Annotated in this window: 24 protein-coding genes; 6 read left to right on the forward strand and 18 right to left on the reverse strand. The window is 55.6% G+C overall.

The window, feature by feature from the left end; all coding sequences use genetic code 11:
• Nucleotides 1-41 precede the first annotated feature (41 nt).
• The 4 genes from ACKPCT_RS11980 to ACKPCT_RS11995 form a co-directional block, all read right to left on the reverse strand.
• Nucleotides 42-2108, reverse strand: a complete 2067-nt coding sequence (locus ACKPCT_RS11980; RefSeq protein WP_319569300.1) for a putative bifunctional diguanylate cyclase/phosphodiesterase — start codon at nt 2106-2108, stop codon at nt 42-44.
• Entirely contained in the window at nt 2105-2566 is a 462-nt protein-coding gene (locus tag ACKPCT_RS11985; RefSeq protein WP_319569301.1) for a molybdopterin-dependent oxidoreductase, read from the reverse strand. Before ACKPCT_RS11985 ends, ACKPCT_RS11980 begins: the two co-directional genes overlap by 4 nt.
• Nucleotides 2567-2933: 367 nt before the next feature.
• The gene (locus ACKPCT_RS11990; RefSeq protein ID WP_175527991.1) at nt 2934-3605 is read right to left on the reverse strand and encodes an HAD family hydrolase; all 672 of its coding nucleotides are present in this window, start codon (nt 3603-3605) and stop codon (nt 2934-2936) included.
• Between the two features lie 121 nt (nt 3606-3726).
• Nucleotides 3727-4533 (reverse strand): SURF1 family protein, encoded by an 807-nt coding sequence (locus tag ACKPCT_RS11995; protein ID WP_090070950.1) that lies wholly within the window; start codon nt 4531-4533, stop codon nt 3727-3729.
• A gap of 115 nt (nt 4534-4648) precedes the next feature.
• On the opposite strand from ACKPCT_RS11995, the gene ACKPCT_RS12000 reads away from it, so the two are divergent.
• Nucleotides 4649-4978 carry a hypothetical protein gene (locus tag ACKPCT_RS12000; RefSeq protein ID WP_090070952.1) on the forward strand — a complete coding sequence of 110 codons (330 nt, stop codon included), beginning with the start codon at nt 4649-4651 and terminating at the stop codon, nt 4976-4978.
• On the opposite strand, the gene ACKPCT_RS12005 is transcribed toward ACKPCT_RS12000, so the two are convergent.
• The 7 genes from ACKPCT_RS12005 to coxB form a co-directional block, all read right to left on the reverse strand.
• Nucleotides 4956-5360, reverse strand: coding sequence for a DUF983 domain-containing protein (locus ACKPCT_RS12005; RefSeq protein WP_319569302.1), 405 nt, complete (start codon nt 5358-5360; stop codon nt 4956-4958). The genes ACKPCT_RS12000 and ACKPCT_RS12005 overlap by 23 nt on opposite strands.
• A 55-nt stretch (nt 5361-5415) precedes the next feature.
• Nucleotides 5416-6252, reverse strand: coding sequence for a cytochrome c oxidase subunit 3 (locus ACKPCT_RS12010; RefSeq protein WP_319569303.1), 837 nt, complete (start codon nt 6250-6252; stop codon nt 5416-5418).
• Complete coding sequence (locus ACKPCT_RS12015; protein ID WP_319569304.1) at nt 6245-6916, reverse strand: cytochrome c oxidase assembly protein; 672 nt, start codon at nt 6914-6916, stop codon at nt 6245-6247. Before ACKPCT_RS12015 ends, ACKPCT_RS12010 begins: the two co-directional genes overlap by 8 nt.
• Before the next feature lie 27 nt (nt 6917-6943).
• Nucleotides 6944-7105: a hypothetical protein gene (locus ACKPCT_RS12020; protein WP_175527992.1), complete on the reverse strand. Its 162-nt coding sequence runs from the start codon at nt 7103-7105 to the stop codon at nt 6944-6946.
• A 63-nt stretch (nt 7106-7168) separates the two neighbouring features.
• Nucleotides 7169-8146, reverse strand: a complete 978-nt coding sequence (locus ACKPCT_RS12025; protein ID WP_319569305.1) for a heme o synthase — start codon at nt 8144-8146, stop codon at nt 7169-7171.
• A gap of 207 nt (nt 8147-8353) precedes the next feature.
• On the reverse strand, nt 8354-9964 hold the full coding sequence (gene ctaD, locus ACKPCT_RS12030) for a cytochrome c oxidase subunit I (protein ID WP_319569306.1): 1611 nt from the start codon (nt 9962-9964) through the stop codon (nt 8354-8356).
• Nucleotides 9965-9990: 26 nt separating this feature from the next.
• Complete coding sequence (coxB, locus tag ACKPCT_RS12035; RefSeq protein WP_407652487.1) at nt 9991-10851, reverse strand: cytochrome c oxidase subunit II; 861 nt, start codon at nt 10849-10851, stop codon at nt 9991-9993.
• 653 nt (nt 10852-11504) lie between these two features.
• On the opposite strand from coxB, the gene ACKPCT_RS12040 reads away from it, so the two are divergent.
• Together ACKPCT_RS12040 and ACKPCT_RS12045 are read left to right on the forward strand one after the other, a co-directional pair.
• Nucleotides 11505-11981 (forward strand): invasion associated locus B family protein, encoded by a 477-nt coding sequence (locus ACKPCT_RS12040; RefSeq protein WP_319569421.1) that lies wholly within the window; start codon nt 11505-11507, stop codon nt 11979-11981.
• Nucleotides 11982-12036: 55 nt separating this feature from the next.
• Nucleotides 12037-12480, forward strand: coding sequence for a GFA family protein (locus tag ACKPCT_RS12045; protein ID WP_319569307.1), 444 nt, complete (start codon nt 12037-12039; stop codon nt 12478-12480).
• A gap of 28 nt (nt 12481-12508) precedes the next feature.
• Here ACKPCT_RS12045 and ACKPCT_RS12050 read toward each other — a convergent pair whose 3' ends face one another.
• The 3 genes from ACKPCT_RS12050 to ispH all read right to left on the reverse strand — a co-directional run bounded on the left by ACKPCT_RS12050 (nt 12509) and on the right by ispH (nt 15249).
• Nucleotides 12509-13144 (reverse strand): hypothetical protein, encoded by a 636-nt coding sequence (locus tag ACKPCT_RS12050; protein ID WP_319569308.1) that lies wholly within the window; start codon nt 13142-13144, stop codon nt 12509-12511.
• Nucleotides 13145-13183: 39 nt separating this feature from the next.
• Nucleotides 13184-14149, reverse strand: coding sequence for a homoserine kinase (locus ACKPCT_RS12055; RefSeq protein WP_319569309.1), 966 nt, complete (start codon nt 14147-14149; stop codon nt 13184-13186).
• 92 nt (nt 14150-14241) lie between these two features.
• Complete coding sequence (ispH, locus tag ACKPCT_RS12060) at nt 14242-15249, reverse strand: 4-hydroxy-3-methylbut-2-enyl diphosphate reductase (protein WP_090070972.1); 1008 nt, start codon at nt 15247-15249, stop codon at nt 14242-14244.
• A 350-nt stretch (nt 15250-15599) separates the two neighbouring features.
• Here ispH and ACKPCT_RS12065 point away from each other — a divergent pair, with 350 nt between their 5' ends.
• Nucleotides 15600-16253 carry a hypothetical protein gene (locus ACKPCT_RS12065; protein ID WP_319569310.1) on the forward strand — a complete coding sequence of 218 codons (654 nt, stop codon included), beginning with the start codon at nt 15600-15602 and terminating at the stop codon, nt 16251-16253.
• Nucleotides 16254-16311: 58 nt separating this feature from the next.
• On the opposite strand, the gene ACKPCT_RS12070 is transcribed toward ACKPCT_RS12065, so the two are convergent.
• Complete coding sequence (locus tag ACKPCT_RS12070) at nt 16312-17166, reverse strand: helix-turn-helix domain-containing protein (protein ID WP_090071312.1); 855 nt, start codon at nt 17164-17166, stop codon at nt 16312-16314.
• Nucleotides 17167-17404: 238 nt separating this feature from the next.
• On the opposite strand from ACKPCT_RS12070, the gene ACKPCT_RS12075 reads away from it, so the two are divergent.
• Nucleotides 17405-17629: a DUF2061 domain-containing protein gene (locus tag ACKPCT_RS12075; protein WP_090070978.1), complete on the forward strand. Its 225-nt coding sequence runs from the start codon at nt 17405-17407 to the stop codon at nt 17627-17629.
• Nucleotides 17630-17669: 40 nt separating this feature from the next.
• On the opposite strand, the gene ACKPCT_RS12080 is transcribed toward ACKPCT_RS12075, so the two are convergent.
• Together ACKPCT_RS12080 and ACKPCT_RS12085 are read right to left on the reverse strand one after the other, a co-directional pair.
• The gene (locus tag ACKPCT_RS12080) at nt 17670-18194 is read right to left on the reverse strand and encodes a hypothetical protein (RefSeq protein ID WP_090070980.1); all 525 of its coding nucleotides are present in this window, start codon (nt 18192-18194) and stop codon (nt 17670-17672) included.
• Between the two features lie 20 nt (nt 18195-18214).
• Nucleotides 18215-18565: a diacylglycerol kinase gene (locus tag ACKPCT_RS12085; protein ID WP_319569311.1), complete on the reverse strand. Its 351-nt coding sequence runs from the start codon at nt 18563-18565 to the stop codon at nt 18215-18217.
• 340 nt (nt 18566-18905) lie between these two features.
• Here ACKPCT_RS12085 and ACKPCT_RS12090 point away from each other — a divergent pair, with 340 nt between their 5' ends.
• Nucleotides 18906-19253: a hypothetical protein gene (locus ACKPCT_RS12090; protein ID WP_319569312.1), complete on the forward strand. Its 348-nt coding sequence runs from the start codon at nt 18906-18908 to the stop codon at nt 19251-19253.
• Nucleotides 19254-19274: 21 nt separating this feature from the next.
• Here the strand turns inward: ACKPCT_RS12090 and mutL are convergent, their stop codons facing one another.
• On the reverse strand, nt 19275-21296 hold the full coding sequence (mutL, locus tag ACKPCT_RS12095; RefSeq protein WP_319569313.1) for a DNA mismatch repair endonuclease MutL: 2022 nt from the start codon (nt 21294-21296) through the stop codon (nt 19275-19277).
• Between the last annotated feature and the right edge of the window lie 197 nt (nt 21297-21493).

Raw genomic sequence — 21493 nt, forward strand, 5'->3', positions numbered from 1 at the left:
TTTTATTGATTTCCCGATCCGCGCGACCAGCGTACTTGTGGCTAGGGGTCCACAATCGTCATGGATGGATCGGAAAGATCCGGCAATGAAATTGCCTCGTTGAAAACATTGGGCTCGGCATTGGCAAGCAGGGCCAGCACAGACAATTTATGCATTGGACGACCAAAGAGATACCCTTGGAAAGTATGACATTTCTGTTCCTGCAGAAAATGCATCTGCTCTTCGGTTTCCACCCCTTCGGCGATAATTTTCAGCCCCATACCGCGTGCCAGATTGATAATGCCGCGCACCAGCTTGCGGTCTTCTTCCTTGTCTTCAATCTGCTTTACGAAAGAGCGGTCAATCTTGAGAATATCCAGCGGCAGGCTCTTGAGATAGCCAAGGTTGGAATAGCCGGTGCCAAAGTCGTCCATCGCCAGAGAGATGCCTCGCGCCGATAGCTGCGAGAGCATTTTTGCGGCCTTGCGAGTGTCCTTCACATCTACACTCTCGGTGATCTCAAGGGTCAGATAGTTGGGGTCAATGCCGGTCCGCTCAAGCAGCTGTATCAGCTCTGAAGCGAGATTGTCGTTGTTGAGCTGGTGCGGCGAAAGGTTGATCGAGAGATGCAGTTTGAAACCGGATTGATGCCAGTTGACAAGATCTGTACAGGCCTCCCTGAAAATCCAGTCGGACAGAGCGCCGATAAGACCGGCATCCTCAGCGATGTTGATGAAATCCAGCGTTGGGATCTGACCCTGATCGGGGTGGAACCAGCGCACGAGGGCCTCCACGCCGGTGACCTTGCATGTGCCCGATTTCAAATCTGTAGAGACCTGCGGTTGATAATAAACCTCCAATCCATCGCCGCCACATTGCAGCGAATGGCGCAGGTCTGCCTCAAGACAGACCCTGTTCTGGATTGCAACACTCATGCCAGTTTCATAAAGACAATATCTTTGCCGCCCCTGCCTCTTGGCCTCATACAGAGCCAGATCCGCATCGCGTAGCAATTCATCGGCAGAATGGGACAGATCGGGGTAGCGGGAAATCCCCACGGAAGAGGAGATACGGATATCATTGCCCGAGAGTTCAAATGCGGAACTGAGAGCGTCGATCACCTCTCCAACCATCTTTTCGCTGGTGGCAAAGTCTGCCCGTTGTAAAACGGCAAACTCATCGCCTCCAAGGCGGGTCACGATATCGGCTTCGCCGCTGAAGATGGCCGTCAAACGTGCGGCGGCATTCTTGAGCAGGCGGTCTCCCATGGGATGTCCGAAGGTGTCGTTCACATCCTTAAACTTGTCCAGATCAAAGAGGATAAGATTAAGCCCCTCCCCGTGTGCATCGGCATACTCAATAAAGCGGTTCATCTTTTCATTGAGAAACGACCTGTTGCCAAGGCCGGTCAATGCGTCATGCTCGGCCAGAAAGCGTATCCGGGCTTCGCGTCCCTTGATCCGGCTTTCTTCCTTGCGTGCCCGATAGGCTTCTACCCCAAACAGGGTAAGAATGAGCACGCCGCCTGCGGCCGAGCTTACAAGGAGCGTGTCCATAGAGACGAGCGCTGCGTCCAACCGCTTTTGAAGCGTCGAGGCACGCTCGACCCGCGTTTGGGCGATGGCGGCGGCCATACTGGTAATGTCTTCCTCATAAGGGGATAGCGTGTCCTCTATATCCCTGAAAGCTATGAGATTACCCGGCCTGAGCTGCTGGACCAGGGGATCGACCTCTCGCAAGGAGCTGCGCAGATTGATCAGCAAGCTGTTGAATTTTTCATGCTGGGCTTCGGGAACCTCTGCGCCGATGGACGTGATGCTGAACACGCGGCTCCAGAGAATATCGAACCATTTCAGCACCATTTCATGGGAGACACTCTGGGCGGTATCCGGACCTGCACTCACATCCTGCAGTTTTTCCCCAAAGACATATTTGCCTGTTATGCTGCGAAAGCGTCTATATTCCAGCTCCAGCCGAATGCCCTCATCGCGCCCGGAAATCATCTCATAGCTTTGCGAAATCTGTCCGCGCAACCGGTCTACCTTCTGGAACTGTGTCAGCTCCAGAAGCAGCAGTCCAACGACCGAGATCAGATAGGCAATGGCCAAGACTTTGGAATAAAACTTCATTTCACTATCATCTTCTCGATTTGCCAGACGAAACGTGAGGTATATTTGGGATCAAGAAGCGACTCGTCATGGTCAATCGGATAGATGATTCTGATGGGGCCACGGCGGCGAATGCTCAGGTCTCGGCCATCCTGCTTGGTCGCCAGCAGCACGTCATAGTCATAGAAATCCTGAACGGGAATTTCGGTCCGGTAGCCATCCAGCGCGTGCACCTCAATGGTTTCGCCCTTGGCTCCGACATAGACGAGAAGATCCCGCATCAAAACACCGTGCCATTGGTGGGCCTTACTTGAATACACCGTGTGGGTGTTTACCTCACTCAGCCCGATAGCCTCAATCATCGGGCGATCCAGATAAACAAGGCCCTTGGCATTGTGATTTTGAACTGCGCCCGAAATTGTGAGAATGATGGCTTCTTGAGGGTATGGGAGTTCGTCAGCCCAAGCATGGGCAGACAACGCACCCGCACATGCAAAAAACGTTATGGCAATTCCAAAAACAATGCGCTGAAGCAGTCCTATGAAAGACACTGCTCCAGTACCCCGACGAGCCATATGAACACCCCTGTCTTAATTCAAGCAAATCAAACCACAGGGGACATTCACAAATCGTAAAATCGCAGCCGCCTCAAAATTTGAAGCAGGTAAAAGCGCCGCAATTGTCTTGTTATGGTTAATAGTTCGTTAGGGCTACAGGCCATTCGAAGGGGCCTGCCAATATTTCGCCTTTTCAAAAGCCATCATAGCACAAGGGGCCTTGCAAGGCCCCTTTTTCTGGTCGCTCTCTTGCGGCCCTTTGCCAATTTGTCTGATTAGCCTTAGCAGATTATTGCTCGTGCCAGTCTTTCAGGGCATCAATCGTTGCCGGAAGGTCGGCGAGGCGACGCACCACCGTTTCCGCTCCGGCATCCATCAGATGTTCGCCGTGGCCAAGGTAGCTGTGGCTTGCGCCAATGAAGCCGATGACACGCATCCCGGCCTGACAGGCAGCCTGAACCCCATGGGTGCTGTCTTCAATGACGAAGCACTCGGAAGGGTCGGTTTCAAGCACAGTTGCGGCATGCAGGAAGACATTGGGATCCGGCTTTGGCAGCTTTGTCCCTACCTCAACGGCGGAATAGACATAAGGGCGGAAGCGGTCCCACAGATCGACGAGGCGCATATTGGCTTCCAGCCGCTCCATGGCCGTGTTGGAACAGACACAACGCGGATAGTCGAGCTGGTCCAGCATTTCGTGAGCGCCTTCGATCACCTTAAGCTTGTCCAGCTTGCTCGTTGCACGGTCGGTAATCCGTTGTAGGATGTCATGCGGCAGGGAACGTTCGATGTCTTCTTCGATTAGCTGGATGATTTCGGCGTTTGTCATGCCGGCATAGGTGCTGTTATAGGCCTCAAGATCCATATCAAGATCCTCTTCCTTGAAGATCTCGAGACTGGCCTTGGCCCAGATGATTTCCGTATCCACCAAAGTGCCGTCGCAGTCAAAAATCACCAGCATCGTGTCCATCCTCGCAAACTGTCTGTCATATCAAGCCATCCCGTGGCGACCGTCAGCGCTTCGGACAGGCGCCTTGCCACAAGACCTCTCATGTGGACCTTCGTACCGAATACGTCAATGCTCAGGACTGCAATTTGTTGGAAACAGCGTGATCTTGTCCAGCCTTCTTGTCTCTTGAAAGACTCTTCCGCAGGAAAAGCAAGAAGATGATGGCCAGCACTGCGGCCAAGCCATACCATGTGACGGCATATTGTAAATGACTGTTGCGGAAGGTGATGCGGGTCTCCCCGCCTTGTGGCAAGCTGGCAGCCTCCGGGCCCCAAGGCACGCCCTGCCCCTTGACCAGATCGACCCAATAAGGCGCGGTGCGGGTTTCATCCATGCCAAGAAAATCGGCCATTTCCTCAACCTGCCTGACAATCCAGACATTCTTCTGTTCGTCCGTCTTCGGGCTCAGCCAGTTTTTCGGCTCGTCAAAGCGCATGAGGCCGGTGAGCGTTTGGGTGCCTTCCACCAGAGTTTCGGGGCGGCTTTCCCGCTCCTTGAGCTGTTCGGGTACAAAGCCCCTATTGACGATCACCTGCCAGCCATCAGTGGTGACAAAGGGCGTCATGATCATGTAGCCTGGACCGCGAAGGGGCCCGCCTTGCGGATCGTTGAGCGCAAACCATACATGCACTTCGCGAGAATGATCATAGTGACCGGTAAGAAGAACGGGACGATAGACGGCATCATCGCGCGACAGATCGGCCCATTGCTTCGGCCCGGGCGCCGCAACGGGGGACGATGCCACGCGGGAGGAGACATCGGCGATCAGTTGCTCTTTCCATGCGAGCCGCCGCACCTGCCAGTTGCCCAGCGCAATCAGAATGGCAAAGGCGCCTAAGGCCGCGAGGCTGAACAGCACGATTTTCGATCTGGAAATCACTTTTCCTGCACACTCCTGCTCTCTTTATGCTACCTCACCGGAAGGCTACAGGCTTTTGGGCCGCCACGCTATCAGACGTCCGCCGCACGGGTGGAGCAAAGAGGATTTTATCAAGATGCATTCACAGCCAGCCCGCTTTGCCCTGATATTCTTTTCGCTCAATCTGCTATTTCCCCTTGCGGTGCAGATCGGAGTTGCGATCATTGGCTTTTTGGGGCCGGATTTGCGTGGTCTTGCCGTGGCTTTGCCGGTGATTTTCCTGATCAATGTGGCCAATATCAGCCTTGCCTTCTATTACAAGGCATGGCAACGGGTCGCCCTGATGACCATCATGTTTTTCAATGCGATTTCCGTCTTTGCGATGGGGGGATTGTCTTTCTTCACGTCCGTCATAGGCTGGGAGGAGATCGTGCCCGATCTGATCACTCTGCTTCAGCCTTATTGACCACCTCGGCAAGCGGACCATCAAGGCGCTGGCCCTGCTCGGCCTTGGTTTGATATTGCTGGGCGATGAGCGCACCTTTCAGCCAATAAAGAAAAGCAACGCAAAGCAAGGTGGCAACCGGGGCCCAGATAATCGCTTGCAACCAGACCAGCGGCTCGTAAGTAAACTCGGTATAGAGCAGTCCACCGGTAGCGATGAAGCCGACAATCATGATGACAAAGGGCGCAGGACCATCACCACTGTCGATGAAGCCGTAATCAAGGCCGCAAACATCGCACTGGTCCCCCACCTTGAGGAAGCTCTTGTAGAGCTTTCCCTCGCCGCAACGAGGGCATTTGCCAGCAAAGGCCGTGCGAGCAATGCTGCCCTTATAGTCTGACATATTCATCACTCCTGACCATCAGGGGCGCGTTATCCACGCCCCGATGGGAATAGTGCTAATGGGCGATAGTGCCGCCGAAATTGCCCCAGACATAGATGGTGGTGAACAGGAACAACCAGACCACATCCACGAAATGCCAATACCAGGCAGCAGCTTCAAATCCGAAATGCTTTTCAGGGGTGAAATGTCCCTTATAGACGCGGATCAGACAGACGATCAGGAAGATCGTGCCGACGAATACGTGGAAGCCATGAAAGCCGGTGGCCATGAAGAATGTTGCCCCGTAAATACTTTCCTTGAAGGCAAACGGCGCGTGGACATATTCGTAAACCTGCACGGCAGAGAAGACGATGCCCAAAATGATCGTCAGCGCCAGACCCTTCTTCAGCCCTTCCCGGTCATTTTCCAAAAGCGCATGGTGAGCCCATGTGATGGTGGTGCCGGATGCAAGCAGGAGCAGCGTGTTGAACAATGGCAGATGCCAAGGATCGATCACCTCAAGCCCTTCAGGCGGCCAAACCCCGCCCAGAAACTCCGTGCGCAGATATTGTTTTGCTTCATCGGCAAACAGGCTGGCGTCAAAGAAGGCCCAAAACCATGCCACGAAGAACATCACTTCGGAGGCGATGAACAGGATCATGCCATAGCGCAAATGCAACTGCACCACAGGGGTGTGATGGCCTTCCAGAGATTCCTTGACCACATCGCGCCACCAGCCAAGCATGGTGTAGAGCACACCAAGCGTACCGGCGATGAGAATAAGGCCTGTGCCGCCATGAAACAGGGTCACGGCTCCGATTGCCATCACGAAGGCATATACCGACGCGATGATGGGCCACGGGCTGGGGTCTATGATGTGATAATCGTGGTTCTTGCTGTGAGCCTCAGCCATTGTCTGCTCCTCCTCCAAAGCGCGTCAATGTCTTGTCGCTGGTTTCTGTGCTCCCGCGAAGGTTTGCCGCCTTGTCAGCAGGCTCCTTCTCCAGCGGGAAGAATGTGTAAGACAGGGTAATTGTGTCGATGGTCTTGAGTTCGGGATTCTTGTCGATATCGGGATCGATAAAGAAGATCACCGGCATATGGCTGGTCTCGCCTGCCTTGACCGTCTGTTCGGTGAAACAGAAGCATTCCAGCTTGTTGAAATAGGCCCCTGCGGCCTGTGGTGTCACGTTGAAGGTGGCTGTACCAGCCGAAGGGGATGAGCCGGTATTGACCACCAGATAGCTCGCCTCTCCGGTTTCGCCTACCTTGAGGGTGACGGGCTTGGTTTCGGGCCGGAAGGACCAGTTGAGCCCGCCGGAGACATTGGCATCAAAGCGCACCGTCATTTCACGCGCAATCGCAGCGCTCGGGGCGGCATTGGCCGCCTGTGTGGTGCCGCCATAGCCGGTGACCTGACAAAAGAGCGAATAGAGCGGCACGGCAGCATAGGCCATGCCGACCATTATGCCCACAAAGCCCAGCAAGCCATAGGCCAGCCTTAAGTTGGCGCGGGCATTGTCGGCAGGTTTGACCTTGCCATCATTTTCAATGTTGGGCTCGATATGCGCACTCATTGGCAGTTGGTTCCTTCCCCCGGCAGATCACAAAGGACGGTTCATCACGCCCGGCCCCATCTTGACGATGGTGATGGCGTAGAAAATGAGCACCAGCGCTCCCAATGCGAAGGCAATGGCAACCGAGCGTTTGTGCTGACGCTTTTTCTGCTCTTCGGTCAGAGTGACCTTTTCGATGATTTCAGCCATGGGCTTTTTCCTTTGTTGTCTGGTTGCGGGTCTTGCTCTTTGTGAATTTATGAACAGCGCGCCTCAAATCATTGCGGGCAGCGCTTCAAGGCCAATAAGGCGCTCAAAGAGCAAGGTGGCATAAAGCAAAAACAGATAGAGAATGGAGAAACCGAACATCTGTCCGGCAGCCTTTCTGGCGGGGGTTCCCTCGCGAATGAAATAGACCCGCAGGGCAGCACCTACAAACAACAGCCCCAGCGCAATCGACAGGGCGCCATAAGCCACACCGGCAAAGCCGAGCAACGCGGGCATCACGCCGATGGGAGCCAAAAGCACCGAGTAGATAAGAATTTGCGAGCGCGTCACGGCTTCCCCTGCCACCACCGGCAGCATGGGCACCTTGGCGGCGCGATAGTCATCGCTCTTGATGAGAGCCAGCGCCCAGAAATGGGGCGGCGTCCACATGAATATGATGAGGAACAGTGTGATGGATTCGATGCTGACGCTGCCGGTAACAGCCGCCCAGCCGATCATCGGCGGGAAGGCACCTGCGGCACCACCAATGACGATATTCTGCGGCGTGGAGCGCTTCAGCCAGATGGTATAAACCACGGCATAAAAGAAGATGGTGAAGGCCAACAGCCCGCCGGCCAACCAGTTGACCAACAGGCCAAGGATCAGCACAGAGCCGAAAGACAGCGTCAGCCCGAAGCCGAGCGCTTCGCCCGGCGTGATGCGCCCTGAGGGGATGGGCCGGTTGGCCGTGCGCTTCATCACGGCGTCGATATCGGCGTCATACCACATATTGAGCGCGCCGGATGCGCCACCGCCAATGGCAATGCACAGAATGGCGATGAGGCTTTCCAGAGGATGCAGACTACCGGGGGCAACCATGAGACCGACCAGAGCCGTGAAGATCACCAGAGACATCACCCGCGGCTTCATGAGGGCAATATAGTCGCGCACCTCCGCTCCGCTGAAATCGGCGCCGAAATCCGTGCGGGTGATGGCGGTGGCGGTCAGGGCCTGTTTGCTCTCGGTCTGGTCCACTAGGGTCATGGTCTTTCTCCTGGGTCTCTCCCGGACAGGTTTCAGCCTGCCTGCTTGTTCTGGGTCCTTTGATTTCTCTGTCTTCTTGGCTTTCTTGCTACTCTTCTTTTTGCTTCTGGCCTTCTAAAGGTCTTATCGATGAGCAAGCGGGGGGCGAGGCGCCAGAGTTCGAATGATCAAACCCTGGCTGCGGGCCTCCTCGCTGGCCTTTCTGCCCTAGCGAATGCGGGGCAATTCTTCCCATTGGTGGAATGGTGGTGGCGAAGACAGCTGCCATTCGAGCGTATCTGCCCCCTCACCCCATGGATTGTCCTCGGCCTTGCGCTTTTTGGCGAAGGCTTCAAAGACGCAATAGAGGAAAATGACAACGCCAACGAAGGTGATGTAATAGCCATAGCTGGAGATAGCGTTCCAACCGGCATAGGCGTCCGGATAGTCGGCATAGCGGCGCGGCATGCCTTGCAAGCCGAGGAAATGCTGCGGCATGAAGACAAGGTTGACGCCAACAAACATCACCCAGAAATGCAGCTTGCCGAGGGTCTCGTTATACATGATGCCGAACATTTTCGGGAACCAGTAATACCAGGCCGCAAAGATCGCAAACACCGCACCCAGCGAGAGCACATAGTGGAAATGGGCCACCACATAATAGGTGTCATGCAGGGCCCGGTCGAGACCGGCATTGGCCAGCTGGACGCCCGTCACGCCTCCGATGGTGAAGAGGAAGATGAAGCCCACGGCCCACAACATCGGCGTGCGGAAGGAAATCGATCCGCCCCACATGGTGGCAATCCACGAGAAGATCTTGATGCCCGTGGGGACCGCAATGACCATGGTCGCGAACAGGAAGTAGGCCTGTGTGTCCACATCCAGTCCCACCGTATACATATGGTGCGCCCAGACGATGAAACCGACAACGCCAATGGCCACCATGGCATAGGCCATGCCCAGATAACCGAAGATCGGCTTTTTTGAGAAAGTGGACACGATGTGCGAGATGATGCCAAAGCCCGGCAAGATCAGGATATACACTTCCGGATGGCCGAAGAACCAGAACAGATGCTGGTAGAGCACCGGATCGCCGCCACCGGCCGGATCAAAGAAGGACGTGCCGAAGTTACGGTCTGTCAGCAACATGGTGATGGCACCGGCAAAGACCGGCAGGCTGAGAAGCAGCAGGAAGGCAGTGACCAGCACGGACCATGCAAACAGCGGCATCTTGTGCAGGGTCATACCCGGCGCACGCATGTTGAAGATGGTGGTGATGAAGTTGATCGCACCCAGAATGGATGACGCGCCTGAGATATGCAGCGCGAAAATCGCCAGATCCATTGCCGGACCGGGATGGCCCAATTTGCTGGAAAGCGGCGGATAGGCTGTCCAGCCACCACCAAAGCCGGTTCCACCCGGAGGCCCTTCCACAAACAGCGAAATGATCAGCAGCAGGAAGGACGGCGGCAACAGCCAGAAGGAAATATTGTTCATGCGCGGGAAGGCCATATCCGGCGCACCGATCATGATGGGCACGAACCAGTTGCCAAAGCCACCAATGAGCGCAGGCATCACCATGAAGAAAATCATGATCAGGCCATGGCCCGTGGTGAACACGTTGAACAGGTGCGGATCGGAGAAGAATTGCAGTCCCGGCTCCTGCAGTTCAAGCCGGATGCCTCCGGACAACAGCCCACCGACGATCCCTGCCATGATGGCAAAGATCAGATACATAGTGCCGATGTCCTTGTGGTTGGTCGAATAGACCCAGCGTTTCCAGCCCGTTGGAATGGCATGCGCATCACCATGCGCATTTGGGGCAGTGGTTACAGACATTGCGTTTGCTCCCTTGTGCGTTGGCGCTATTGCGCGGCCAGTTTCAGGTTTGATTGCGGATAAAGATCGGCCCGAAGTGCCTTGTTGGCCTCAAAGACGTCGTCGGCTGCAGCAGTCAGCCAGTCTTGATACTGCTCCTCGCTGACCACACGCACAGCCAGCGGCATGAAGGCGTGATCCTTGCCGCATAGCTCTGAGCATTGGCCATAATAGATGCCTTCTCGCTCGGCCTTGAACCATGTTTCGTTGAGGCGACCGGGTACAGCGTCCATCTTCACGCCCATGGATGGCATGGCGTAGGAATGGATAACATCGGCTGAGGTGATTTGCAGACGCACGACCTTGTTCACGGGCACGACCATTTCGTTATCCACGGCCAGAAGACGCGGCTCGTTGGTGCCTTTCTCTGTACGTTCTTCATCGCTCAGCATCAGGGAATCGAAGCTGACCCCTTCGAAATCGGGATATTCATAGCCCCAATACCACTGATATCCGGTCACCTTGACGGTAAGGTCAGCAGGCGGGACTTCCATCTGCTTATAGAGCAGGCGGAAAGACGGCACTGCCAGAACCATGAGAATGAGGATCGGCACAACCGTCCATGCCACTTCAAGCAAGGTGTTGTGCGAAGTCTTGGACGGGTTCGGATTGCTCTTGGCGTTGAACCGGATCATGACGATCGCCAGCAGAATGGCGACAAACAGAACGATCGGAATGACGATCCAGAAGGTAAAGCTACCGAACCAGTGCACATCTTCCATTACGGGAGAGGCCGCCGCTTGCAAGCTGGCACCCCAGCTGGTCGGCTGAGAAGCCTGCGCCGCTCCATTTCCCGACAATATCCACGCTGCAGCAACAGCAAGCAGTGCCAGACAATCCCGACCCACTGCGATCAGATGTCTGCAGCTTTGGCTATCTGTGTTGATACCCTCTTTGGCAATCACCACGTTCGATCCTCCTCATGTCGATCCTCTTAACCGCCCTGCTGCCCTAAAATGGCCAGATTGGCAGTGTGATCTGTCTACTCTTCCGAGTTTGAACGCGGTTTGCCCTTAAGCCTGTGGTCTCGCTTTTCTACCGTCAGTCTGAAACGGTGCGCTTCAACTGCGGTTTTAACCTGAGGCGTTTACAACTGCGTCAATCTGAAATTTGATACAGATCAAGTCTTCATCCATTCAGACACATGCGACCGTCTGTCGCAACCTCTGCACATAGTCCATTAGTGCGACATCCTGCCCCACTTGGCGAATTAAGCTTTATTATTCAAAAATATCCACATAAGGTTTTAGGCGTAGGGGCGCTTATTCGGCTAAATATCCCCAATATTTTATTGCCACAATTCCGGCTTAGAGCTGTCATTGAGTGCATTTCCAAGACATGGGTATGACGAATCAGGCAAATAGATTACTGATTGCGTTAACCCCAATTCAGGCCCCTAAGAGCGATAGTCATGGTGACATCTTCAATGACCCCAAAGCACGCCCCGGATCGTTTCTTCCCTAAGCTTCAGCATGGCGTTCTGCTTGTTGCAGCCCTTTTTATGGCATCTCTCATGGCCGTCGGCTTTTCGACCAGTGATGCAAATGCCCAAGGGGCTGTGCGTTCCCAGCATGGTGATTGGGAAATCCGCTGCGATACGCCTCCGGGTGCTCCGTCTGAGCAATGCGCTCTGATGCAATATGTCACCGCATCTGATCGCGACAATGTGGGCCTGACGGTGATCGTTCTCAAAACCGCTGACAAGTCGGCACGTATCCTCAGGGTATTAACACCGCTTGGCGTGTTGCTGCCCCATGGCCTTGGCCTGCATGTGGACGATACCGATGTGGGCAACGCCGGTTTCGTGCGCTGCCTGCCACAGGGCTGCATCGCTGAAGTCATCATGGACGACAAATTGCTCCAGCTACTCGAGGGTGGCAAGACGGCAACCTTCATCGTCTTCCAGACGCCCGAAGAAGGCATCGGCATTCCCATCGAGCTCAATGGCTTCAAAGCAGGCTTTGAAGCGCTAAACTGATTGCCTCTCCGGGCCAGAATTTTCTAAGGCTTGGAGATCAGACTAAACGGTTTGCATGACACAGGACGCTCACAAGCAAAGATATGAGGGACGGTGCCTTTGTGGCAGCGTCTCTTTTGTTATTGAGGCCGTTTTTGATGGGTTCTTTCTGTGCCACTGCTCCCATTGCCGCAAGGGGTCTGGCTCGGCCCATGCATCCAATCTGTTCAGCAGCACAGCAACGCTCACATGGCTGAGCGGAGAAGAGATGGTTTCGCACTATCAAATACCCAACAGCCGACATGCTCGCAACTTCTGCAAGCAATGTGGCTCTCCCCTTCCCCGTATCGTCAGGGCAAAAGATGACGAGGCGGAGACTGATGGTGGTTTGGTGGTCCCGGCGGGCTGTCTGGATACGCCATTGCCCCTGCTCCCGACCGCTCATATCTTCACGGGCTCACGCGCAGACTGGGATCATGAACTGGAAACAATTCCGCAGTTTGAAGATTTTCCGCGCTAAAGGCGGCGCAGTTCAACAAGCGGTGCGCTCAATGCAAGCGATGCACCGAGCCGGAGGATTGATCGTCGCGCTCATTGCGACCACCCTCAATGACCCTTGCCGCGCCGCGCCAGCGGTTGGCCACCGCCCTGAAGCCGGATACTTCCACCATGCCCTGCGAACGAAAGCCCATCAGGGTGCGGATCTTTTCGGCTTCTTCCTCTGAGGGGAAAGCCCCAAAGGCGGGCAGGCTATCACCATTTTCCAGAACCGGATGGATCTCGATCACGGTTTCGTCGGTCGCCCAGTTGGGGCGGTGAAATTCCAGAATGGAAATATCGGTAAAGGGTGTCCGCTTGGCGCGACGACGAAACAGCCAATCGCGCGTGGTCTGGATCACCTGCTGGCTTTCAAGGTCGAGCCGCGTTTCCCGCGCCTCGCCCAGAATGGCCGAGAGCAGGAAGAACGCGCCCCCCACGCCCCCCATCAGGCCCAGAATGGTGTAGGGAATAAGCACCCAGCTGAAACTGTTCCATTGAGGCGCAACAAGCAAGGCATAGGGCAACAGCCAGAGCACGGCACCGAACAGCCCAATCATCACGCGCACAGGCAGCGGATAATGGTTGCGGAAGAGGAAGGGATCATCCTTGACCTTGGTGCCGGTGTTGATGCCGCAGCTTTTCATCGTGCCTCCCTTGCCCGAGCGATGCTCTATTCAGGCAGCCTATCGCTCTATGCCATAATCCATCGGCGTCCGGATGGAGCGATGGAAGCGGAGTTTCTTGAGATACTCAATCGGATCTTTCGGCGTCACCTGCGCCCCTTCAGGCACGTTCAGCCAATCATATAGGCGCGTTAAGTGGAAGCGCAAGGCGGCCCCTCGCGCCAGAAGCGGCAGGGCGTTATATTCCTCAAGCGAGAGCGGACGCACAGACTGATAGCCCTTGAGCATGGCTCTGGCCTTGGTCACGTTGAACATGTCGTCCGGTTCAAAGCACCAGGCATTGAGACAAATCGCGATGTCATAGGCCAGAAGGTCGTTACAGGCAAAGTAGAAGTCGATGATGCCCGACAAGGCGCCGCGCAGGAAAAAGACATTGTCGACAAAGAGGTCTGCGTGAATGACCCCTTTGGGCAGATCCTTGGGCCAGTGAGCCTCAAAATATTCCAGTTCCTTCTCGATTTCGTTCTGAAGCCCTTTTTGCACTTCATCGGCGCGGTTGGCGCACATGGCAAAGAGCGGGCGCCAGCCACCGACGGACAAGGCATTGGCCCGTTCGATTTCGAAGCCCTCACCGGCCTTGTGCAACTGGGCCATGGCAACGCCAAGCTGCTCGCACTGCTCGACAGAGGGGCGACGCACCCACATACCATCAAGGAAAGTCACCATGGCAGCAGGGCGTCCGGCCAGATGGCCAAGGGCCTTGTCCTCACGATTTTTAAGAGGCGTCGGGCAATTGAAACCACGCTCGGACAGATGCTCCATCAGCCCCAGAAAAAAGGGTAGATCGGACGGGTTCACCCGCTTTTCATAAAGCGTGAGAATATAGGGGCCGGTTTCGGTCTGCACGAGGAAGTTCGAGTTTTCGACGCCCTCCGCAATGCCCTTGTAGGATGTGAGCGCGCCGACATTGTAGCTGTCGACAAATGCGCTCAATTCTTCATCGCTGACTTCCGTATAGACCGCCATATCGGTCCCCTTTCAACTTGTCTTCTCTATTGTCTTTTCTTTGACCACCGGGCCCTTGGCCCGGCTTCGCCATGTCAGTTTACCTGCTCGGCCTATCTCACCGGCTCCGCTCTGGGGCCTTCTTCCAGCACACCGGCGGCAATCGCTGCTTCGCGCAATTCGCGCGGGATGTTGAAGACCATGTCTTCATTGGCGATCCTGATCACTTCCACAGACACTTCATAGCGCTCAGAGAAGGCATCAATCACTTCTTCCACCAGAATTTCAGGCGCAGATGCTCCGGCCGTGATGGCCACCGAAGAAATATCGCCAAGACTATCCCAATCGATGTCGGCGGCGCGTTGCAGTAGCAGAGATTGCCGACAGCCGGCCCGTTCGCCCACTTCGCGCAGGCGTTTGGAGTTTGAGCTGTTGGGCGCGCCCACCACGATCATCACATCGGCACGCGGAGCAACTGTCTTGACCGCTTCCTGCCGGTTGGTGGTGGCGTAGCAGATGTCATCCTTGTTCGGCCCCTGAATGTTGGGGAAGCGCGCCTTCAGCGCTTCAACGATGCCTGCGGTATCATCGACCGAGAGGGTCGTCTGGGTGATCCATGCCAGATTGTCCGGATCCTTTGGCTCAAGGCTTGCGACATCCTCGACAGTTTCAATCAGCTTGACCACATTGTCAGCCAACTGGCCCATGGTACCGATCACCTCAGGGTGTCCGGCATGGCCGATGAGCACAACCTCATGACCGCGCCTGTCATGCAACATGGCTTCCTTATGCACCTTGGAGACCAGCGGACAGGTGGCATCGAGATAAAAGAAATTGTTCGCCTTTGCCGCTGCGGGCACCGACTTGGGCACACCATGGGCCGAGAAGATGACCGGCTGTTCGGTCTGGGGGATTTCGTCCAGCTCTTCCACAAACACGGCGCCTTTGGCCTTCAGGCTCTCAACGACATATTTGTTATGGACGATCTCGTGACGCACATAGACGGGGGCCCCGAAGGTCTGGAGCGCCAGATCCACGATCTGGATTGCCCGGTCGACACCGGCGCAAAAGCCACGCGGTGCACATAGCAGAATTTCCAGGGGCGGTTTCGTCTCGCTCATACTGTCCTTACCTTCGATGTGTTTGCATTCAAATCGATATGGGCTCTAAGGGATATGAAGAGTGTGTACCGACCGATGTCAAGGCACGATGAATTGGAAAATCCGATCCAAAGCCATTTCTTGGCAAAAGTTGATGGAAAATTCAGTCCCGATCAGGCAAGAAAATGCTGAATCGAGGTAATTTGGCAGCTTGGATGAATTGCAAAAGCCAGATTGCCGGTTATTATTCGCATTGGCCGTATTTTTGCTGTAAGTCTGGGCCAAATAGGGCACGGGTTGGCTTGAGTCGCACATGGTGATCGCCTTTTCCGAGCTTGATGTGACGCGTAAAGAAAGAGTGGATGATGTCGGTGTCTTTTTCCAATATCTGCAAACTGGCCGCCATGAGCGCCTTGGGGCTGGCGCTATCGGGCTGTGCAAGCGGACCGGGCGGCTTGAAAATGCCAAGCTTTGGCAGCAGCAATTCTGATGCGCCACAGGCCGCATCGACAGCCCCTGCCGCACCGGGCGTAACGTCCAGCGCACGGGATGTTGCCAATGCAGGCACCATCGTGGACAGTACGACCAATCTCATTCTCAACAACGCCAAGAAGATCAACGGCTATTGCCCGTCGGTGAGCATTCTGGGCGATACCAACGTTTATCAGAATTATGCAAGGGGCGGCGAAGGCAACCCCAATATGCTGATCCATCAGGCCAACATCACCCAAACCGCGCGCGAATGCACCGACATGGGCGCGGAGATGTATATCAAGGTCGGCGTCGCCGGTCGTGTGTTGGGCGGGCCGAAGTCCGGCGAGAAGGACAAGGCGGTTCTGCCGTTGCGTATTGTCGTCAAGCAGAAAGACAATGTGCTCTATTCAAAGCTGCACAAGGTGCCTGTAATGCTTGCGCCGCCGGATCGTTCGGGCCTGTTTGCCAAGGTAGATGAAGCGATTGCCATTCCCATGCCGCAAGAGCGAAATGTGCAAATTCTGGTCGGCTTCGATTCCGGCAATAAATAAGCAGACTAATGGATGCGCATAGCCTTGGCGATGCGCGTTCTACGATGCTTCGGTAGGGTTATGTCTCCGGCATCGTCTTTTTCAGCTCTTCGATGAAGCCGGGCACGGCGCGCGGGTCAACTGAAGCCTCGCGCACCAGTCTGTCAAAATGACTGGTCAACGAGCTGACGCGTGCGCTTTCCCGAAAGGCGATGTAAAACTCTCCGATATAGACCACAGCCAGCTTCGGGCCGAAGATGGAAACCGGAGCGCTGTAGATCTGGCGCGCGTCAAAGAGAAAGAGCCGCAGGCGCGGATACAACTCCTCGCACATGCGCGCAATGAAGCACAGCTGCTCTAGCCGCACCTCCCGGGACAAACCTGCATAATAGGCGCTTCCCGCCGCCAAGGCTCTCAGCTCATGCTGCGGCATGGCGATTTCATAATCCGACTGCCCTGACCTGAGCCACGAAAACAGCTCCTGCATCGCTTCGATGGCCAAGGCGGAAGCATGATCAAACGCGCTTGCATATTCCCATTTCAGCATCGCCTCGGTCTTCAACATATCGGGCAAAGTGGCGGGCACATGGCGCAATTTGTAACCGGCGGCTTCCTTGTGCCAGTCCAGTATCTGTGCATCCGCAGCACTGCGTTCTGCCGGACTGAGAGCAAAGCTGGACGCCAGCACATCGCCGGGGCGCTCTGGCCGATCTGTCAACCCGAGCAGCCAATCTGTGCTGACGCCCAACGCAGTCGCGGCATCGGCAGCCAACTGCGCATTGGGTAGGCGGGCAAGATCAGGCTTGAGCAATTGCCCGATGGTGGAACGATCCACATGGGTTGCACGGGCCAGCGCGCTGCGCGACATGCCACACAGATCCATCGCCGCCAGCAGGCGCTCGCGGAACAGGGTCGCCCGGTCTCGTCTGTCCATTTCCTTCCCCATTGGTGACTTTTATCTGCAAAATGCATTTTATGCAGCAAAAGCACCGAATGTCCAATCTTCCTTTGACAAGGTAGAAAGGGTTATGGCGCTTCGCGCTCTTACTATTCAATTTTGACTTGATTTCAATCGGTTGGCGCGTGATACGCCTCACCGCAAGGCGTTGCTTTGCCTCATCAGGCGTTGCGACCCCGCGCCCTATTCATGGGACATATTTAAGGAGAGACGGATGGATACAAGAACAAGAACCATTGCCAAGGCTGTGAGCTGGCAGATCCTCGGGCTCTTTTCCATGACCCTCGTGGGCTATCTGTTCACCCGCTCCTTTGCCGCGAGTGGCGGCATTGCCCTCGCCTCGGCGCTGACCAGCTTTGTCTTTTATTGCTTCCACGAGCGGGTATGGTCGCGGGTGCGTTGGGGGCGCATTTACGAGCAGAGCTCGAGAGGCCTGTAACCCCTTCTATAAACGCCCCTCCCCGAAGAAAGCGTCTGCTTTAGGCTTCGTCCGGATCGGCATCTTCGGCAACAGCGGCCTTGATGCGAGTGACGATCTCTTCAGCCGCTGCGGAGCTTTCGAAAATGCCAGCATGGAGCAGAACACCACCATTCACATCCATCATTTCAATCTCCGCTTCGTCGCTGCCTGGGGTCCGGCCCTTCTCCCCTGCCGGATGAACATGAAAATCGGAAATGCGGACAAATGGGACGATGAACGGACGAGAACGCCCCAGAATGGAAGCCGATGTCTGGCGCATCTGGCGCTTTTCAAAATCAAAATCGATTTGCCGTGACCAGCCCATGATGCCCTGCGAGGCAAAGGTCCAGCCGAAACCGAAGGCCGTGAAGGCCACAATCAGCACCGCCATAAAGAGATAGGCATTCTCGCCATCAAAAGAAAAGCCGAAGATCACATAGAGCGCCAACAGCAGCAGAACGATACCAACCACCGCCTTGATTGCGCGGGTCGTGCCTGCAATATGATTTCTGATCGTGGTGATGTGCGGATTGTCCTTGCGCATGAGCCTTGGGGTCTCTCTGATTATAGTTGACTATAGACCACATAAAGACTGTATAGCGAGAACATGGTCAAGCCGCAAAAAACGGCAAAGGAGCCAAGATCTTTCGCCTGACGGGCAAATTCCGCGAAATCATTGGTGAGATGATCCACCAGAACTTCCACAGCCGTGTTGAGAGCCTCCAGCGCAATGGTTAGCAGGAACAGGAATGTCAGAATGGCAAACTGCTCCGGCGTGGCACCGACAAGACCATAGATCACCAGCAAGACTACAAAAAAGATGCATTCGGCTTGCGCTGCTGTTTCATGAAACAGCCTTATACAGCCAGCGTAGGAATATTGCGCGGCTTTCATGACATGCAGGAAATGCTTCATTGGGTGCTTGCTCTCATGTTGATCTGCGGGCTTTCGATGCGACGGTTTCTGCGCATGGCACTTGGGTGCTCAGGCTCGGGCAATGTTTCACTTGATTGGTGTGACAGAGAGATGACGCCTCCCTGTCAGCATGGGCCGGATGGCAGTAAAAAGCCGGGGATAGAGCCCTCTTCCATCCAATAAAGCAGCCAAATCGTGTAAACACAATTCAATACACTTGGAAATTGCCACCCCAACCACCCCGTCGCGTGAGGGATTCGCCATGAAACGCGCTTTATGTTCTGTATGGTCTGGCCTATGCCTCCTGCTCGCTGCTTGTGCCAACGGAGGGCAAACTGGCATGGTTGAGGATGTCACCTCCATTACCGACGTGCGTCATGTGGAGCTTGACGGACAGGCCTATCGCATCATGGAAAATAGCGAAAAACACACCATCACAACAACGCCGCCCCTTGGCACTGCCTTCAAGGGCGGGCTGATCAACGGGCTGGCGCTGGGCATGGCCAACGTGTTGCCGGGCAAGGCGCAGCATTATAAGGCGGCACGGAAATATCTTGATGAAACGGACCGGGCCGAGTGCTCGATCAAGAGCGGCTTTCTGGTGGTCGAGCCGCGCTATCGTTTCCTTTATGTATGCCCGCAAGAAGAAGAAAAGTCAGGCGCAACCGGTATTGGGCGTCAAAGCTGACCACGAAGGATCGTTTGACACTCAGCTACGCGAAAAGAGCCGTTCAATGTCGCTCAGCTTCAATTCCACATAGGTGGGGCGGCCATGGTTGCATTGGCCGGAATGCGGCGTGGCTTCCATTTCGCGCAAAAGGGCATCCATTTCTTCCGCGCGCAATCGGCGACCAGAACGGACAGAGCCATGACAGGCCATGGTGGCGGCCACATGCAGGATTTTCTCTTCCACGCGGGACGTCTTGTCCCATTCAGCCAGATCATCGGCGATATCTCGCACCAAGCGCTCTATGTTGGGCTTGCCCAGAATGGCAGGAGTTTCGCGCACGGCAACGGCTCCCGGTCCGAAACTTTCCAGTGTCAGACCGAGACGTTCTAACTCTTCTGTCGCCCCCAGAAGGCGCTCGACATCATCTTCTTCCATTTCCACCACATGGGGAATGAGCATCCCCTGCCGGGCGATGCCCTTTGCGGCAAGGGATGCCTTGAGTTTTTCATAGACCAGACGCTCATGCGCGGCATGCTGGTCGACGATGACGAGGCCATCCTCTGTCTGGGCGATGATGTAATTCTCGTGGATCTGCGCCCGCGCTGCGCCCAAGGGTCTGCCAAGGGCGGCAGGATCGGGTAGGCTATCGTTGGCGCGGGCATCGGCCGAAGGGGTAGAAACATCGGCCATACGTCCTTGCATCTCGGGCATCCCAGACATTAAAGGCGTGCTTTGGGCCAGCGAGGATTGAGCAGGCGGCGCGGTGAAGCCATCCTGTGGTCGCTCCTGCATTTCCTGCAAGGGCGCCCCCTCTTCGCTCTCGGACGAGGGCTGCTCTTGGGTTGCTGTCTGTGGCGCATAGACGCTCTGGCGCCAATCCCAGTTGAGTGGTTTGGCAGGTTGGTAGGATGACACTGGCCGATTGGCAGGTGAGGAAGCACTCACGCCTTGTCCTCCGCCAGAAAGCACAGCGTTGCCTGCTTCTGTTGCCCGCACACCATCGGGACGCAACGCGGCCAGCGTAGCCGAGCCGCCGGTGTTGGTTGCCCTGTGGCCTGCGGCGGCAATTGCCTGACGGATGGCTCCAACCACCAGGCCGCGAATATGCCCTGCATCGCGGAAGCGCACATCTGCCTTGGTGGGATGCACATTGACGTCGACCTCATGGGGATCAAGGTCGATAAACAGCACCACACAAGGGTGGCGGCCACCGAAAAGATAGTCCGCATAAGCGCCGCGGATGGCCCCCAGCATCATCTTGTCGCGCACTGGGCGGCCATTGACAAAGACAAACTGCTGCAGGCTGTTGGCACGGTTCAGTGTCGGCAGGCCAGCAAATCCCGTCAGGCGGACGGTGTCGCGCAGAGCGTCGATCTCCACCGCATTGTCGCGGAAGGCCTTGCCCATCACCTGCCCCATACGCACCAGATGGGCATCGGGACCGTTGACATTGGCGTAATCCAGCCGTGAGCGGTCTTCACCTGTCAGCGTAAAGCGCACCTTGGGGTTGGCCATGGCAATGCGCTTGATGACTTCGGAAATGGCCATATTCTCGGCGCGGTCACTCTTGAGAAATTTCAGCCTTGCTGGGGTCGAGAAGAACAGATCCTTCACATCGATCCGCGTTCCGATATTGAGTGCTGCAGGCTTGAGCGCCCTCTCGCGCCCTCCTTCCACGGCAATCTCCCAGGCGTGGGATTCTGAAGCATGACGCGAGGTGATCCCCAGCCGGGCAATGGAGCCGATGGAAGGCAGCGCTTCACCACGGAAGCCCAGATGCCGAATATCCATCAAATCATCCGGGTCCAGCTTGGATGTGCAATGCCGCCGGACAGCCAATTGCAAATCATCCCGGGTCATGCCGAGCCCATTGTCCACCACGCGAATGAGATTCTTGCCACCACCGGCGGTGATGATCTCGATCCGGTCGGCCTGCGCATCGATGGCATTTTCCACCAGTTCCTTGACGACGCTGGCCGGCCGCTCAACCACTTCGCCTGCGGCGATCTTGTTGATGGTGGCTTCGTCCAGCTGTTTGATAATGGTGGAACTGTCACTCATAAAGGGTCACACATGTTGTAGAGAGCGGGCATCAGAATCAGTGCCCCTGTTTCCTTAAGCGCGGAGGATGCCACAGACGGCCGAGCGCTTCAAACGGCTTTCCCTCTCGCTGGTTTTGGCGCAATTCCTTGAGGAATTTTTCCTTCTTTTCCGCATCTTGCCGATTAGGCATTGCAGCTATGCATACCAAGCCGACG

The organism is Cohaesibacter marisflavi (assembly GCF_963665895.2).
Lineage (GTDB): Bacteria > Pseudomonadota > Alphaproteobacteria > Rhizobiales > Cohaesibacteraceae > Cohaesibacter > Cohaesibacter marisflavi.